Annotated in this window: 16 protein-coding genes; 3 read left to right on the forward strand and 13 right to left on the reverse strand. The window is 71.8% G+C overall.

Translation table 11 applies throughout. The features are described 5' to 3' along the window. Positions 1-48: 48 nt before the first annotated feature. The 4 genes from AB0L75_RS07365 to mshD all read right to left on the reverse strand — a co-directional run bounded on the left by AB0L75_RS07365 (position 49) and on the right by mshD (position 3,360). Entirely contained in the window at positions 49-1,065 is a 1,017-nt protein-coding gene (locus AB0L75_RS07365) for an ABC transporter permease (protein WP_365176578.1), read from the reverse strand. Further along, the gene (locus AB0L75_RS07370) at positions 1,062-1,958 is read right to left on the reverse strand and encodes an ABC transporter ATP-binding protein (protein WP_365176580.1); all 897 of its coding nucleotides are present in this window, start codon (positions 1,956-1,958) and stop codon (positions 1,062-1,064) included. Before AB0L75_RS07370 ends, AB0L75_RS07365 begins: the two co-directional genes overlap by 4 nt. After that, on the reverse strand, positions 1,955-2,341 hold the full coding sequence (locus AB0L75_RS07375; RefSeq protein WP_365178025.1) for a GntR family transcriptional regulator: 387 nt from the start codon (positions 2,339-2,341) through the stop codon (positions 1,955-1,957). The genes AB0L75_RS07370 and AB0L75_RS07375 overlap by 4 nt, the downstream gene beginning before the upstream one ends. Positions 2,342-2,433: 92 nt before the next feature. Continuing rightward, positions 2,434-3,360, reverse strand: coding sequence for a mycothiol synthase (mshD, locus tag AB0L75_RS07380; protein WP_365176582.1), 927 nt, complete (start codon positions 3,358-3,360; stop codon positions 2,434-2,436). Between the two features lie 315 nt (positions 3,361-3,675). Between mshD and AB0L75_RS07385 the strand changes: the two genes are divergently transcribed. After that, entirely contained in the window at positions 3,676-4,695 is a 1,020-nt protein-coding gene (locus AB0L75_RS07385; protein WP_365176584.1) for an ABC transporter transmembrane domain-containing protein, read from the forward strand. Between the two features lie 6 nt (positions 4,696-4,701). Here AB0L75_RS07385 and AB0L75_RS07390 read toward each other — a convergent pair whose 3' ends face one another. The 3 genes from AB0L75_RS07390 to AB0L75_RS07400 all read right to left on the reverse strand — a co-directional run bounded on the left by AB0L75_RS07390 (position 4,702) and on the right by AB0L75_RS07400 (position 8,077). Beyond that, entirely contained in the window at positions 4,702-5,829 is a 1,128-nt protein-coding gene (locus AB0L75_RS07390) for a tetratricopeptide repeat protein (RefSeq protein WP_365176586.1), read from the reverse strand. After that, positions 5,826-7,121 (reverse strand): ATP-binding protein, encoded by a 1,296-nt coding sequence (locus AB0L75_RS07395; protein ID WP_365176588.1) that lies wholly within the window; start codon positions 7,119-7,121, stop codon positions 5,826-5,828. The genes AB0L75_RS07390 and AB0L75_RS07395 overlap by 4 nt, the downstream gene beginning before the upstream one ends. A gap of 89 nt (positions 7,122-7,210) precedes the next feature. Then, positions 7,211-8,077, reverse strand: coding sequence for an NmrA/HSCARG family protein (locus tag AB0L75_RS07400; protein WP_365176590.1), 867 nt, complete (start codon positions 8,075-8,077; stop codon positions 7,211-7,213). Positions 8,078-8,203: 126 nt separating this feature from the next. Here AB0L75_RS07400 and AB0L75_RS07405 point away from each other — a divergent pair, with 126 nt between their 5' ends. Next, entirely contained in the window at positions 8,204-8,692 is a 489-nt protein-coding gene (locus tag AB0L75_RS07405; protein WP_365176592.1) for a MarR family transcriptional regulator, read from the forward strand. 15 nt (positions 8,693-8,707) lie between these two features. Here AB0L75_RS07405 and AB0L75_RS07410 read toward each other — a convergent pair whose 3' ends face one another. From AB0L75_RS07410 to AB0L75_RS07435, 6 genes are all read right to left on the reverse strand, one after another. After that, entirely contained in the window at positions 8,708-10,189 is a 1,482-nt protein-coding gene (locus tag AB0L75_RS07410) for a HAMP domain-containing sensor histidine kinase (RefSeq protein ID WP_365176594.1), read from the reverse strand. Continuing rightward, on the reverse strand, positions 10,186-10,920 hold the full coding sequence (locus AB0L75_RS07415) for a response regulator transcription factor (protein WP_365176596.1): 735 nt from the start codon (positions 10,918-10,920) through the stop codon (positions 10,186-10,188). The genes AB0L75_RS07410 and AB0L75_RS07415 overlap by 4 nt, the downstream gene beginning before the upstream one ends. Before the next feature lie 73 nt (positions 10,921-10,993). After that, complete coding sequence (locus tag AB0L75_RS07420; RefSeq protein WP_365176598.1) at positions 10,994-11,248, reverse strand: hypothetical protein; 255 nt, start codon at positions 11,246-11,248, stop codon at positions 10,994-10,996. A 46-nt stretch (positions 11,249-11,294) separates the two neighbouring features. Next, positions 11,295-12,284 (reverse strand): trypsin-like peptidase domain-containing protein, encoded by a 990-nt coding sequence (locus AB0L75_RS07425; protein ID WP_365176600.1) that lies wholly within the window; start codon positions 12,282-12,284, stop codon positions 11,295-11,297. A 189-nt stretch (positions 12,285-12,473) separates the two neighbouring features. After that, a complete protein-coding gene (locus tag AB0L75_RS07430) occupies positions 12,474-13,499 on the reverse strand; it encodes a LacI family DNA-binding transcriptional regulator (protein WP_365176602.1) in 1,026 nt (341 codons plus the stop codon). A gap of 119 nt (positions 13,500-13,618) precedes the next feature. Continuing rightward, a complete protein-coding gene (locus tag AB0L75_RS07435) occupies positions 13,619-14,416 on the reverse strand; it encodes a response regulator transcription factor (RefSeq protein ID WP_365176604.1) in 798 nt (265 codons plus the stop codon). 179 nt (positions 14,417-14,595) lie between these two features. Here AB0L75_RS07435 and AB0L75_RS07440 point away from each other — a divergent pair, with 179 nt between their 5' ends. Continuing rightward, complete coding sequence (locus AB0L75_RS07440; protein WP_365176606.1) at positions 14,596-15,447, forward strand: alpha/beta fold hydrolase; 852 nt, start codon at positions 14,596-14,598, stop codon at positions 15,445-15,447. Positions 15,448-15,476 lie beyond the last annotated feature (29 nt).

Below are 15,476 nucleotides of genomic sequence, written 5' to 3' on the forward strand. Positions count from 1 at the left end.
TCCCGCACCCGCCCCGCGGCCGTACATCCGGTGGCGCTCGGGCGTCCCTCAGGCGGCGGCGCCGACAAGGCTCCCCTCGACCCGCCCGGCCGGCGCGGCGGAGCGCAGCGTACCGGTTTGGCGGCGCAGCAACAGTACGCAACCGAGGACCAGCAGGCCGGTGACGGCCAGGATCAGGGTGGTCGTGGTGAGCTGGAGCGGCCAGTAGTGGGAGTAGGGGTGGTAGACGCCGTAGTAGCCGGAGGCCTTCGCGAGGGCCGCGTCGCACGCCGCCTCGGTGGAGCACTGCGGGAGCGGCAGATGGCCGCCGGACTTGGCCACCAGACCCTGTTCGAGCACGATGCCCTGGCCGACGCCGCCCTGCTGGAGCGAGGTGACCTGGGTGACCGCCGGCCACAGGTACGGCATCAGCCGCTGGGCCAGCACCGCGACAGCGCCGGTGATCGCTACGCCGAGGACCAGCGCGGGCAGCGTACGGCGCAGCAGCAGGCCCGCCAGGGCGCCGGCGGTGAGCCCGGCGAGGGTGAGGGCGACGCTGGTGGGGCCGTTGGCCTGGAAGGTGACCAGCTCGCTCCAGCTCTTGGCGGTGTCGATGCGCCCTTGGCCCGCTGACCAGGCCCGGTGGTGCAGCCAGAACAGCAGGCAGCCGCCTGTGGTCGCGAGGAGGGCGGGGAGAGCCAGCCGGACCGTGAGCCAGCGGGCCGGGGAGATGCCCTGGACCCAGTTCAGACCGGCGGTGCCGTTCTCCAGCTCCCGGCCGGTCAGGGCGGCGCCGGCCCAGGCGGCCAGCAGGAAGGGCAGCGCGTCCACGGCGTAGGTCGCGTAGTCGTAGAAGTCCTTGTAGCGCAGGATCGCCGCCTGGTCGTAGCTGCACCTCGCCGAGAAGCCGCAGGCGTGGAACTGCCGCCAGCCCTCGGCGGCCGCGTCTGCGAGCGGGCCGGCCAGGGCGATCTGCACGCCGGCCACGACGACGATCAGACCGGCCCAGCCGTACAGCGCGGGCCGGTGCAGCCGCAGCAGCCAGCGGGCCGTGCGGGGGCGCAGGGTGGTCGAAGCGGTGGTCACGCGGCACTCTCCTCGGTGACGGCGGGAGCGGTGGTGAGGCTGGGGGCCTCGGGATTGCGCAGGTGGGCGAGGACCAGCTCCTCCAGCGAGGGCGCGGCGGTGCGCCAGTCGGCGGGGAGCGGTCCGGCCGGGCGGATCAGGGCGGTGAGCTGGCGGCCGGTGACCCGGGACTCGACCACGGCGTGCGCGTCGAGAGGGGCGGAGTCGGCGACGCCGGAGACCCTGCGGTGGGCGGCGAGCAGCTCGTCGATCTCGCCGGCCAGCCGGATGTGGCCGCCGCCGACCAGCAGCAGATGGTCGCAGGAGTCCTCCAGCTCGGCGACCACGTGCGAGGACATCACGATCGTGGTGCCGTACTGGGCGGCCTCGGCCATCAGCGCGCCCATCAGCTCGTGCTGGGCCAGCGGGTCGAGGTCGGCCATCGGCTCGTCCAGGAGCAGCAGTTCGGGCCGCTTGCCGAGGGCGAGGGCGAGCGCGACCCGGGTGCGCTGACCGCCGGAGAGGGTGCGGATGCGGGCCTTCGGGTCCAGGTCGCCGCCCGCGACGACCCGCTCGGCGACGGCCGTGTCCCAGTGGCCCGGGTTGAGGTCGCCGCCCATGCGCACCATCTCGGCGACCGTGAGCTGCGGGTAGAGCGGCTTGCCCTGGGCGACGAAGCCGACCCTCGGGCGGGCCGCGGCCGGGCTGGTGCCGAGCACCCTGATCGACCCCTCGGTGTGCGGGAGCAGCCCGGCGGCGAGGGCCAGCAGCGTCGACTTGCCGGCGCCGTTGGGCCCGACGACGGCGCACACCCGCCCCGCGGGCAGCCGGAAGGCGCACTCGCGCAGCGCCCAGCCGCCCCGGCGCCCGAAGCGCTTGCCGAGGCCGGTCGCCTCGATCGCCGTGTCGCTCATGACGGTTCTCCCTGGAAGTGCGTGTCGAGTACGGCGGTGAAGAGTGCGGCCACGTCGTCCCGTTCCAGCCCGGATCCGCGGGCCTTGTCGGCCCAGGCCTCCAGCTCGGCGCGGAGGGAGGAGTCGACCGGGGCGGTGCCGAGCGCCCGCCGCACGAAGGTGCCAAGACCCCGGCGCGCCTCCACCAGTCCCTCGCGCTCCAGTTCCCGGTACGCCTTCAGGACGGTGTTGGGGTTGATCGCGGTGGCCTCCACGACCTCGCGTGCGGTGGGCAGCCGGTCGCCCGGTTCGAGCAGGCCCATGCGCAGGGCCTGCTTGGTCTGCTGGACGATCTGGACGTAGGTGGCAACCCCGCTGTGCCGGTCGATGCGGTACTCGACCACCCGCTCCACCACCCTTTCACTAATTGAGTAGTGAAAGGGTGGTGCAAGAGAGGGGCGGCCGTCAAGCCGGCCGCCCCTCGGGTGGGCGCTTGTCAGGTCTCCGTGCGGTACATCAGGTCCGTCTCGTACGTGCTGAACCCCAGCCGCTCGTACACCGACACGGCCGCCTGGTTGTCGGCGTCGACGTAGAGCATCGCGGTCGGCAGCTGCTGGCCGGCCAGGTGGCGCAGGCCGATCGTGGTGAGGGCCTTGCCGAGCCCGCCGCCCTGCTCACCGGGGCGCACGCCGAGGACGTACACCTCGCCGAGGCCCTCCTCGGCGTGCGCCTTGGTCCAGTGGAAGCCGATCAGCTCCCCGCGCCGCTCGGCGAGGAAGAACCCGGCCGGATCGAACCACGGCTCGGCCTTGCGGTCGTCGAGGTCCCGCTGGGTCAGCGAGCCCTGCTCCGGATGGTGGGCGAAGGCGGCCGCGTTGACCGCGAGCCAGGCCGCGTCGTCCTTGCCGGGCACGAAGGCGCGCACGGTCACGCCCTCGGGCAGCACCGGGTCGGGCAGCTGCAGATCGGTCAACGGCCGCCGCATCTGGCGCAGTTCGCGGAACAGGGTCAGGCCGAGCACCTGGGCGAGATGGCGGGCGGCGGGATGCCCGCCGTGCGCCCACACCCTGAGCCGCTTGCCGGAGGCGCCGAGCAGCGCCGCGCCGAGCGCCCGGCCGTGCCCGTGCCCGCGGTGCGCGGGGTCGACGACGAGTTCGGCGGCCGGGGCCTCCACCGGGTCGGTGTCCTCCAGCTGGGCGTAGCCGACGAGTTCGTCGCCGATGGTCAGCAGCAGATGCGAGACGCCCTCGCGGGCACCCCCGCGCAGTTGCAGCCGGCCCTGCTCGGACACCGGCTGCTGCCCGTCGACCCGGGCGGCCTCGGCGAGCAGGGCCAGCACGGCCTCGGCCCGGTCGGGGGTGAGCGCGGAGTAGGTCTCGATGGAGCGGGCGGGGAAGGCTCGTACGGTGTCGTCGCTGCTCATGCGTAGAGGGTACGGCAGGCACCCCCTAAAACCTATGTGAATGGCGCCGCGGTTCCCGAAATTCCCTGTGAATTACTCACGGGGCTCTTTAATTGAGGTCTCACCGGAATTGGCTTTTCCCGGCCCCCGGGTGCGCAATGTTTTCCGTGTCGGAATTCGCCGGCATAAATCACGGGAAACGGAGTACCGCTATGTCTTTCCACAAGCTGTCGTGAGGCGGGGTCACCGGTGGTCGCGTGGTCGTACCGGTGGCCCCGCCCCGGCCGTGTCCACGGCGAGCCCGGCCCTGTCCACAGCTGTGGAAAGGATTCGCCGATGCTGAGGGAAGCCCGAGCGGCCTTTTGCCGGTTCTGGCCGCTGACCCGCGGGGACCGCACATGGCTCGCAGAGATCGTCGCGTGCGTGGTCGTGGCCGCGCTCGCCGAGACCGCTGCGATCCTGCTGTTCGCCCAGCTGACCGACCACGCCCTGAAGGCCGGCCGGCTCGCCGCTTTCTGGGGGCCGGCCGGCGCCTGGCTCGGGGTGGCCGCGCTCGCCGCGCTCGTCGGTTATCTCGGCAATTCCCTGGCCGCCTGGAGTGCCGAGAGATTCGTCCTGCGCCCGCGCGCGAACGTCTTCCGTCATGTCCAGGACCTGCCCCCGCATTTCTTCCAGAGGCACCGCCGGGGCGACCTGGTCGAACGGCTCACCGGAGACGTCGAGTCCATCGAGCGGCTGGTGGTGTCGGGTGTCGTGGGAGCCGTATCGGCGGCCTTCTCGGCCGTCTTCTACGCCACCGCCGCCCTCTGGCTGCGCTGGGACCTGGCGCTCGCCACCTTCGCCCTCGCGCCCCTGTTCCTGTGCGCCGCGCGCCGTTTCTCCGGCCGTATCGAGCAGGCCTCCCGCGCCGAGCGGGTCGCCGACGGCGCGATCACCTCCGCGGTGGAGGAGCCGCTCGGCAACATCGTCCTCACCCAGGCCTGCAACCGGCGCGCCGACGAGGAGAACCGGCTCGACCGCGAGGCCCGCGCCTGGATGCGGGCCAGTGTGCGCGGGGCGCGGCTGAGCCAGATGTACGAGCAGTCCGTCGAGGTCGTCGAGACGCTGTGCGTGGTGGTCCAGCCCCTGCGCCGCCTGACGGCGGGCCGTACGACGATCATGATCACCCACGATCTGTCCCTCGCCCCCGACGCCGACCGCATCCTGGTCGTCGACGGCGGCCGCCTGGTGGAGACGGGCACGCACGACGAACTCCTCGCCCGCGGCGGCGCGTACGCGCGACTGCCGTCGCCGCTGCCCCAGGCGGCGACGGCACCGGGGCCGACCGGCGACGAGACGCTGATCCTCAGGTGGTGAGGCCGCTCAGGTGGTCTTCTTCCGGTCGAACCAGATGGTCGCCACCGTGGGCACCAGCCCCACCCAGAACACGATCCGCGGCACCGCCCTCTCCTCCCACGGCACCTGACTGATCACCAGGGCGCACAGCACGGCCCAGGAGGCCTGGCCGAGGACGATCCGGGGCCAGCGGCGGCGGTGCATCAGGGAGCGGAGGTTGTAGCGGACGCCCATCCGCAGCCGGCGGTAGCGCAGCAGCGCGCCGACGGCCCACAGGACGCCGACGGGGACGAAGTACCAGAGCCGCTGCCCGAGGGGGACGGGCAGGTCGCGCGGTGCGACCCCGTCCTTGGTCCACAGGTCGAGCATGGTGCCGGCGAGGCAGAGGGAGAGCAGGGCGATCCAGCGCACCCCGCGCAGCAGCCGGTAGGAGGCGTCGTCCAGGCCCTGCTGGAGGGGAGCGGAGTCCGGGGCGGCGGCGAGGGCGTCGGCGTAGAGGGCGGCGGCCTCGGCGGCCTTGACGCCGGGTGCGGCGGCGGCCTGCTGGGTCCTCCGGGCGAGGGCCTGCGGGTGCTGTGGATCGAGCCGCAGGATGATCTGGTCCATCTCGGCCGCGAGGGCGTGATCGTCGCTCATGCGGGCTATGGCCCAGCGCACCTCGTACGGGAAGACCTCCTCGGGTGCCAACCGGACGGCCGTCAGGGCCAGTTCGTCGGACTCCCTGAGGAAGGAGGCCAGCGCCTCCTCGGTGACCACGCCGCCGTTGGCCTGCCCGAACCGCAGGATCCGGATGCGGTACAGCCAGTGGGCGAGCAGCGCGTACCCGTACCAGTAGTCGGGGACGAGCCGGATGACCTCGCGCAGCGGGTGCTCGGCGTCCACCAGGCGGGAGGAGGCCTGGAGGGCCTTCGCGTGCTGGATCAGCGCCCCGGTGTGCTGGGGATTGATGGCCAGCGCCCGCTCGGCCGTCTCCAGTGCCTGAGCGGTCTCGCCCTCCACGAGCAGATGGCAGCGGGAGAGCCGGACCCAGGCACTGGCCTCCTCGGGATCCTCGGCGAGCAGCTGCCCGAGCACGGCCTTCGCCTCGTCGTAGCGCCGCAGGTCGTACAGTGCGTCGGCCCGCTCCAGGGCCGGATGCAGACCGGTGCCGCTCACAGCTTCCGCCGCTTCTTCAGATAGGTGATGAGGTCGTCGTACATGCCGCCTTCGTTGGCGAACATCGCCACGTTCCGGGCGGCGGCGAACCACGGATCGCTGGACGGTACGACCTCCTTGGCGGACGCCAGCAGATCCTTCATCCCGATCATCCGTACGGTCCCGGTGCGGGCGGAGTCGAGCAGCGCACGCTCGGCGGCGGCCTCGCAGACATGGGCCAGGTCGGCCCCGGAGAGCCCGTCGGTGACCTTGGCGAGCTTGGCCGGGTCGATGTTCTCGATGGGCCGCTCCCGCAGGTGGTACCGGAGGATCGCCTCACGGGCGGGCGCGTCCGGGGGCAGCACGAGCAGAGTCCGGTCCAGCCGCCCAGGCCGCCGCAGCGCGTTGTCCACGTCCCAGGGCACATTGGTGGCGGCGAGCACGAACACGCCTTCGTTCGCGGCGGAGTCGATGCCGTCCAGCTCCGTCAGCAGCTGGTTGACCGTGTTCCGCATCCCGCCGTGCGAGGTACGGCTGCGCTTGGCGCCGAGGGCGTCCAGTTCGTCGAGGAAGACGACACAGGGCGCCTGCCGGCGGGCGGTCTGGAAGATCTCGTGCATGTTGCGCTCGGAGTTGCCGGTCCACATGTCGAGCACGTCGTTGACGGACACGGAGAGGAAGGAAGCCCCCAGCTCTCCTGCGACGGCCCGCGCGATGAAGGTCTTCCCGCACCCGGGCGGCCCGTACAGCAGCAGCCCGCCGCGCAGGCTCTTCCCGTACAGCTTGCGCAGCTCGGGATTGCGCAGGGGCGCGAGGAACGCGGCCTCCAGCCGCTCCTTCACCTCCTGCATCCCGCCGACGTCGGCGAGCCGCAGGCCTCCGGGCCTCTCCACGTCCCAGGCCTCGGCGTCCCCGGGGTCGTCCTCCCCGTCCGCCCGCATCGGCGCCTCCACGTCGACGAACCGCGGCGGCACGACATCGCCGACCTGCTCTTCAGCGGACTTCCAGTCGAATCGGGGGGTCTGCGCGGGCGCGGTCGGCCGGGCGGCGGCTGGCTGAGAGAGTTGCTCCGAGGGTCGCGCCGAGGGCGGCTCGGAGGACTGCTGGGGCACTCCCATGGCCCGTGCCATGAGCTGCCGCGCCTGTGCGTCTCCGGGCGCGTGCTGCAGGGCGACGGCGGCCTCGGCGATCGCGGCGTCGGACTGTCCCTCGCTCAGGAGGAGTTCGGCCAGATGCAGTCGGAGCGGCACATCGGCGGGCGCGGCGGCAACGGCCGTACGCAGGCTCTGGATCAGAGGAGAGTCTTCCGGCATGGGCTCCACCCTACGGAGCCGCTGTGCGCTCACTTCCGCTTGGGCCCGGTGATCTTCGACCCTGGCACCTGTAGGCGTCGAGTTGTCTCTCAATCCCCCAGCAATACGGGCCAGTTCTGGGCCGAGGCCCAGTCGGTGAACGTCGTCCAGCCGATCTCCGGGTAGGCGCGGCGGAGGGCGGGGGCGTCGACGTCGAGGCCGGTGGTGGTGAAGTAGGTGAACATGGCCGCCAGGTCGGCCGAGTGGGTGCGGACGATGTCGAGGGCGACCTCGTGGTGGGTGACGGGGTGGCCCGTGGCGGTGGTGAGGGCGGCCGCGATCTCGGCCGCGGTGCGGGTGTCGGAGGCGATGTCGATGCGGCGGTCCGCGAACTCCGTCCGGCGGCTGAAGGCCAGCGCGGCGAAGGCGCCGATGTCGGCGGCGGGGATCAGGGCGAGGGGCCGGTCGGCGGGCATGGGCCAGCCGAAGACGCCCTCGCGCAGTCCGGCCAGGGTCCAGCCGTCGGCGTAGTTGTCCATGAACGCGGCCGGGGCGATCACCGTCCAGGGCACGCCGGATGCGCGCAGGTGCTGCTCGATCGCGTACTTGCTGTCGTAGTGCGGGATGCCGGTGTCGCGGTCGGCGTGGGCGGCGGAGGTGAGGACGACGTGCGCGAGGCGGGCGGCCGTCGCGGCGTCGACGAGGGTTCTGCCCTGCCGTACCTCGGTGGCCGTGTCGGTGCCGAACGGGGTGGTGACCGCGAAGAGCGCGTCCGCGCCTGTGAGGGCCGCGTCGAGCGATGTGCGGTCGTCGAAGTCGGCTCGGCGGATCTCGGCGCCGAGGGCGCGCAGGGCGTCGGCGGCCGCCGAGTCCGGGTGGCGGGTCAGGGCGCGGACGTGGTGGCCGGCGGCCCGGAGGGCATGGGCGGTGGCTCCGCCCTGGGCGCCGGTGGCGCCGGTGACGGCGATGGTGAGCATGGGTCTCTCCTGGATGACTGGATGACTGGATGGCTAGGATTGCTGTGTGGCGCATTAACTGCGCTATGCAGGAGAGAGTAGCGAGAGTTTCGCTGCGTCGCGCAGTATTTTTTGGAGGCGAGTCACGTGACGGACGGGACAGACCCGAGCCGGACCCGGCTGTACGAGGAGCTGGCGACGGAATCGCGCCGCTACCACGCGGCGTTCGTGCTGTTCAACCAGGCCGTCGCCGACCACCTCGGCCTGCATCCGACCGACGTGCAGGCCCTCAGCCTGCTGACGATCGAGCCCGAGCCGCTCACGGTCCGGCAGATCGCCGACCTGACCGGCCTCACCACGGGCTCGGCCACCCGACTGGTGGACCGGCTCGAACGCGGCGGCTATGTGGTCCGTACGCCGGATGCGCGGGACCGCCGCCGGGTGCTGGTCACCCCGGTGCCGGAGCGCCTCGCCCGGGTCACCGCCGTGTGGGACGAGCTGGGCCGCAGCTGGCAGACGCTGCTGGACGACCACACCGAGGACGAGCTGAGGGTGGTCACCCGCCATATGCGCCGCGCGAACGACATGAGCCGCACCCAGATCGAGCGCCTTCGCACCCTGCCGAAGCCGGACTGAGCCGCGCGGCTCCGCTCAGTCGACCCACGTCTCGGACGGCTCCGGCGGCTCCGGCGGCGGCGTGGGCGCGCCCGGCAGTCGTACCGTCGCCACCGTGCCGCCGCCCTGGGCGGGGGACAGGGTGACCTCGCCGCCCGCCTGATGGACCGTACGGGCCACGATGGACAGGCCGAGGCCGGAGCCCGGCAGGGCGCGGGCGCTGGGGGAGCGCCAGAAGCGGTCGAAGACGTGCGGGAGTTCGTCCTCGGGGACGCCGGGGCCGTGGTCGCGGACCGTCAGGACGCCCTTGCTCAGCAGCACCTCGACCGTGCCGCTGCCGGGGCTGAACTTCACCGCGTTGTCGAGGACGTTGACGACCGCACGCTCCAGCGCGGAGGGCTCCGCCCGGACGTACCAGGGCTCCAGGTCCGCCGTGATCGTCAGCTCGGGGCCGCGCAGGCGGGCGCGGCGCAGGGCCGCCTCGACCGTGTCCTGGAACGAGATCACCTGCACGCGTTCGCCCCGCTGGCCCTCCGAGCGCGACAGCTCCTGCAGGTCGCCGATCAGCGCGGCCAGCTCGGTCATCTGGGCCTTCACCGAGGCGAGCAGGGCCTTGCGGTCCTCCGGCGGGAGCGGGCGGCCCGTCTCCTCGCTGCGGGTGAGGAGTTCGATGTTCGTGCGCAGGGATGTCAGGGGGGTGCGCAGTTCGTGGCCGGCGTCGGCGATCAGCTGCTGCTGGAGGTCGCGGGAGCTGGCCAGGGACGCCGTCATCGAGTTGAAGGAACGGGAGAGGCGGGCCACCTCGTCCTCGCTGTCGTCCTCCACGGGGATGCGGATGGTCAGGTCTTCGGTCCTGGCCACGTGCTCGACGGCCTCGGTCAGCTTGTCGACGGGGCGCAGGCCCGCCCGGGCTACGGCGAGACCGGCGGCGCCGGCTCCTATGACGCCGATACCGGAGACGAGGAGCAGGATGAGGGCCAGTTCGTTGAGGGTTTCGTGGGTGCCTCTGAGGTTCACGGCGACGACCAGACCGACGTTGGGGCCGGGCTGGCCCGTGGTCCTGTCCGTGGTGGAGCCGAGCGGCCGGGTGACCACACGGAGGTCGTTGCCCTTGCTGTCGGTGCCGTCGCGGAAGTAGAGGCGCCTCACGTCCCCCGCCCTGATCTCCTCCTTGTCGGAGTGGGCGACCTTGATCTTGTCCGGGGAGTTGCCCACCAGACAGGTCGTGCCGTTGTCCGTGACGACCTGTGAGTACCTGTCCTGGAACTGGTATCCGCCGGCCGTGCCCTGCGGAGTGCCGACGCAGTTGTTGAGGGCGATGTAGGCCTGCTGGATCTGTCCAGGCCCGCTCATCGCTTTTTCCAGCTCGTCGTCGATCTGCTGGTACAACCGGCCCTGCACGATGAACCACGCCGTCACCGAAACCGCCGCCACCGCGAACGCCACCGCCGCCGCGACCAGCATCGCCAGCCGGGCCCGGATGGGCAGCGCGCGGTAGCGCCGTACCAGCCTGTTCACTCGGCGCCGCCCTGGCGCAGGACGTACCCCACGCCCCGCACCGTGTGCACGAGGCGCGGCTCGCCGCCGGCCTCGGTCTTGCGGCGCAGGTACATGACGTAGACGTCGAGGGAGTTGGAGGAGGGCTCGAAGTCGAAGCCCCAGACCGCCTTCAGGATCTGCTCGCGGGTGAGGACCTGGCGCGGGTGCGCCATGAACATCTCCAGCAGGGTGAACTCCGTGCGGGTCAGTTCGACCTGGCGCCCGCCCCGGGTGACCTCGCGGGTCGCGAGGTCCATCCGCAGGTCGCCGAAGGTCAGCGCCTCGTCCTCCTGGGCCTCGGCCGACACCGCCGCCGCGTAGGAGCTGCGGCGCAGGAGTGCTCGGATGCGGGCGAAGAGTTCGTCGAGCTCGAAGGGCTTGACCAGGTAGTCGTCCGCGCCCGCGTCCAGCCCGGTCACCCGGTCGCCGACCGTGTCGCGGGCCGTGAGCATGAGGATCGGGATGGTCTCGCCGGCGCCGCGGATGCGGCGGGCCGCCGTCAGGCCGTCCATGCGGGGCATCTGGATGTCCAGGACGACCAGGTCGGGCTGGTAGGCGGTGGCCTTCTCCAGCGCGTCCGCGCCGTCGACGGCCACCTCCGTGTCGTACCCCTCGAACGCCAGGCTGCGCTGGAGCGCCTCGCGTACGGCCGGCTCGTCGTCGACGATCAGGATGCGCTGGGGGTCACGGTCGCCTTCGGCGGGGCTCATCGCTCGCGATTCCTCGGGGTGCGGTGGGGGTGGGACGGACGGGTGTCTCTCAGCCTGCCACGGCCGGCAGGGCCTACGCCCGGACCGCGGTCAGGCGGTTCAGCGGCACCTTGCGGCGGTGGGTGCGGACCGGGGGGGTGCGCAGGCCCATCAGCTCGGGGAACGGGGTCGCGACCACCTCGGGGGCGCGGGGCTGGGGCGTACGGGAGGCCGGTTCGGGCCGGCGGGGTGCCGGGATGGGCGCGTGCAGATCCCGGAAGACCGTGAGGGCCAGGACGATGTCGGTGGGACCGCGGTCGGTGTTCTGGTGCGCAACCTTCGTGATCATGACGTACTCCCTGCTGGACGTGCCCCCTGCTGACTGAGGTGGAGCGTTAGCCCTTGCTGCCCGCCCGGAGCTTGGCCAGGTCGGACTTGACGGTGTTGACCGGGATCGCGAAGCCGAGGCCGATGCTCCCCGCGTCCGAGGACGACGAGGACTGCTGGCTCGACGAGTACATCGCGGAGTTGATGCCGATGACGTTGCCGCTCGCGTCGATCAGCGCACCGCCGGAGTTGCCGGGGTTGAGGGACGCGTCGGTCTGGATCGCCTTGTACGTCGTCGTCGACGAACCCGTGTCGCCGTTGAACTGACGGCCGCCGAACTGGAACGGCCAGTTGCCGTCGCCGCCCTGGCCCTGACCCTGGTTCTCGTCGGTGGAGACGGTCACGTCCCGGCTGAGCGCGGAGACGATTCCGCTGGTGACGGTGCCGGTCAGGCCCTCGGGGGAGCCGATCGCGACGACCGTGTCACCGACCTGGACGCCGCTGGAGTTGCCGAGGGCCGCGGGCTTCAGACCGGAGGCGCCCTGCAGCCTGATCAGCGCGAGGTCCTTGGAGCTGTCGGTGCCGACGACCTCGGCGGTGTAGCTCTTGCCGTCGCTGGTGCGCACCTTGATGGACTGCGCGCCGGAGATGACGTGGTTGTTGGTGACGATCTCGCCGTTGCCGGTGATGATCACGCCGGAGCCGGTGGACGAGCCGCTGCTGAGGGTCGCCTGGATCTCGACCACGCTCGGGCTGACCGCGGCCGCGATCGCGGCGACGTTGCCCCGCTTGCTGGAGGGCACCACGTTGGTGCTCGTACCGGAGGTGGCGACCGTGTCCTTGCCGGTCAGCTGCTGGAAGGCGTAGGCCGTGCCGCCGCCGACCGCCGCCGCGACGATAGCCACGGCCGCGAGGAGGGCGACCGGACCCCGGTTGCGCTTCCGCTTGTGGGCAGCCGGGTCCGTGGCCGGCTGGTACGTCGGCGGGGGCGGCCACTCGGGGTGCACGGGAGCGGAGTAGCTCTGCTGCTGGGGGTAGGCCCCCTGGCTCTCGGTCATGACAAGTAGCCTCCCCTGTGACCATGAGAGCTTCCTGAGTGCTCGCTGAGAAGCCCGGCAGAACCTCGTTTGCCCGATATAAAGACGGGCCCCCGACAGAAGGCAAGACAGAAGGCAAGACAGAAGGCAGGACAGAAGACAGGACAGAAGGAAGGGCGGGTCCCGACAGGAAGACGGGTCGGGGGCCGCTCAGCTCCCGCAGCCGCAGGACGTCCGTACGACCAGCCGGGACGGGAACGTCTTCAGCCGCTCCCGCCGCGACCCCGCCACCCGCAGCCCGTCGTCCAGCACCAGGTCGACCGCCGCGCGGGCCATCGCCGAGCGGTCCGAGGCGACCGTGGTCAGCGGCGGGTCGGCGAGCGCCGCCTCCTTGATGTCGTCGAACCCGGCCACCGCCAGCTCCCCGGGCACGTCGATGCGCAGCTCGCGCGCGGCCCGCAGCAGGCCGATCGCCTGGTCGTCGGTGGAGCAGAAGACGGCCGGGGGGCGGTTCGGGCCGGAGAGGACGTCCAGGGCGACGCGATAGGCGTCGTAGCGGTTGTACGGCGCCTCGAAGAGCCGGCCCTCGGTGGGCAGGCCCGCCTCGTCCATGGCCCGCTTCCAGCCCTCGACGTGGTCGGAGACCGGGTCGCCCACGGCCGGCGTCTCCGCCGTACCGCCCATACAGGCGACGTACTCGTAGCCGTGCTCCAGCAGATGGCGGACGGCGAGCTGGGCGCCGCCCAGGTCGTCCGTGACCACGGCGACGTCGTCGATGGCCTCGGGCCGCTCGTGCAGCAGCACCACGCGGGCTTCCCAGGCGTCGATCTCGGCGGCGGCCAGGTCGTTCAGGGCGTGCGAGACGAGGATCAGTCCGGAGACGCGCATGCCCAGGAAGGCGCGCAGATAGTGGACCTCGCGTTCGCTGATGTAGTCGGTGTTGCCGACCAGCACCATCTTTCCGCGCTCGGAGGCGGCCTGCTCGACCGCGTGCGCCATCTCGCCGAAGAAGGGCTGGCGGGCGTCCGGGATGATCAGGCCTATGAGGTCGGTGCGGCGCGAGGCCATCGCCTGGGCGACCCGGTCGGGCCGGTACCCCAGTTCCTTGATCGCCGCGAGGACACGCTCGCGCGTGGCCGGGGCGACCGGCCGGGGTCCGTTGTTGATGACATAACTGACGACGGCGGTGGAGGTCCCAGCCAGCCGTGCCACATCATCCCGAGTCACCTTGGCCACGCGCGGAGTCTACGCGGATGGACCCGCTCTGGGCAGGGCGTATCACTGCTTGGATGTGCGGAAGCAATGCCCCGCCCGAGCGCGTTCCATGCACGGCCCCGGCGTTTTTCCCGCGCAGGCTAGGCGTCCGCGTGGAGTTCCGTGCCGTCCAGGACGGCGGACGCGTCCGCATCTTCCGCCTTTGCCCGGTCCGCCCGGGCCTTGGCCTCCCCGGACCGGTCGGACTTCTCCCCTGACCGGTCGGCCTTCTCGGGTGTAACGAATCGATAACCGACGTTCCTGACGGTGCCGATCAGCGACTCGTGCTCCGGGCCGAGCTTGGCGCGCAGCCGCCGTACGTGCACGTCCACCGTCCGGGTGCCGCCGAAGTAGTCGTAGCCCCAGACCTCCTGCAGCAGCTGGGCGCGGGTGAAGACCCGGCCCGGGTGCTGGGCGAGGTACTTCAGCAGCTCGAACTCCTTGAAGGTCAGGTCCAGGACCCGGCCCTTGAGCTTGGCGGAGTAGGTCGCCTCGTCCACCGAGAGGTCGCCGTTGCGGATCTCCATGGGGGAGTCGTCGTTGACGATCTGCTGGCGGCCCATGGCCAGCCGCAGCCGTGCCTCCACCTCCGCGGGACCGGCGGTGTCGAGGAGCACGTCGTCGATGCCCCAGTCGGCGGTGACGGCGGCGAGACCGCCCTCGGTGACGACGAGGACCAGCGGACAACCGGGGCCGGTGGAGCGCAGCAGCTGGCACAGGCTGCGCACCTGCGGCAGATCACGGCGGCCGTCGACGAGGATCACGTCGGCGCCCGGGGTGTCGACCAGGGCGGGGCCCTCCGCGGGGGCCACCCGCACGTTGTGCAGCAGCAGGCCGAGGGCGGGGAGCACCTCCGTCGACGGCTGGAGGGCGTTGGTCAGGAGCAGCAGAGAACTCATACGTCTGGTTCCTCCTCGGTCCCTGCGAGGCTGTGCGGACGGGCACTGCTCTGCGATCCCGAAGGCCCCGTACATCCGCGGTCACCGGAGGTTTCCCGCTTCGTATACAACGCTTCCGAAAGCACAAAAGGACCCGGGGGCTGCGCTGCCCGAGTCCTCTGCCCAGCAGAATAGCCCACATGAGCAACGGTCCGGCAGGTCATGTGGCACGTTCCACCGTTCGTCCGAATCCCGAGACAGGCAGAGCGGCCGCTATCCGGACGTTTCTGTGCACTGCCGACGGGATTCCGGTCGATTCCGTATACGACCCGGGCGCGGTTGTATACGAAACCTCGCCGGACACCCCCCGTTCGACCTCGCGTGACCTGGTGTTCGTCGTCGCCCACGGCTTCACCGGGGACGTGGACCGGCCGCATGTACGACGGGTGGCGGGCGTGCTGCGCGGTTACGGTGCCGTCGTCACCTTCTCCTTCCGCGGCCACGGGCGCTCCGGGGGCCGCTCCACGGTCGGCGACAAGGAGGTCCTGGACCTCGCCGCCGCCGTCGAGTGGGCCCGCGGTCTCGGGCACACGCGCGTGGTGACCGTCGGCTTCTCCATGGGCGGCTCGGTGGTCCTGCGCCACGCGGCCCTGCACCCGGGCACGACGGACGCGGTGGTCTCGGTCAGCGCCCCCGCCCGCTGGTACTACCGGGGCACGGCCCCCATGCGCCGCCTGCACTGGCTGGTCACCCGCCCCGAGGGCCGCCTGGTCGGCCGCTACGGCCTGCGCACCCGCATCCACCACCGCGACTGGGACCCGGTGCCGCTGTCGCCGGTGGAGGCGGTTCCCCGGATCGCTCCGGCCCCGCTCCTCATGGTCCACGGCGACCGCGACGGGTATTTCCCCCTCGACCACCCCCGGATGCTCGCCGAGGCGGCCGCTGACCACGGCGAACTCTGGATCGAGCCGGGCATGGGCCACGCCGAGCACGCGGCGGACGAGGCGCTGCTCGTCCGGATGGGGGAATGGGCGGCGGCGAAGGCGGGCTAGCCTGACAGCACTCTTATTTCTTTCTTGCC

Source organism: Streptomyces sp. NPDC052101 (assembly GCF_040680235.1).
Lineage (GTDB): Bacteria > Actinomycetota > Actinomycetes > Streptomycetales > Streptomycetaceae > Streptomyces.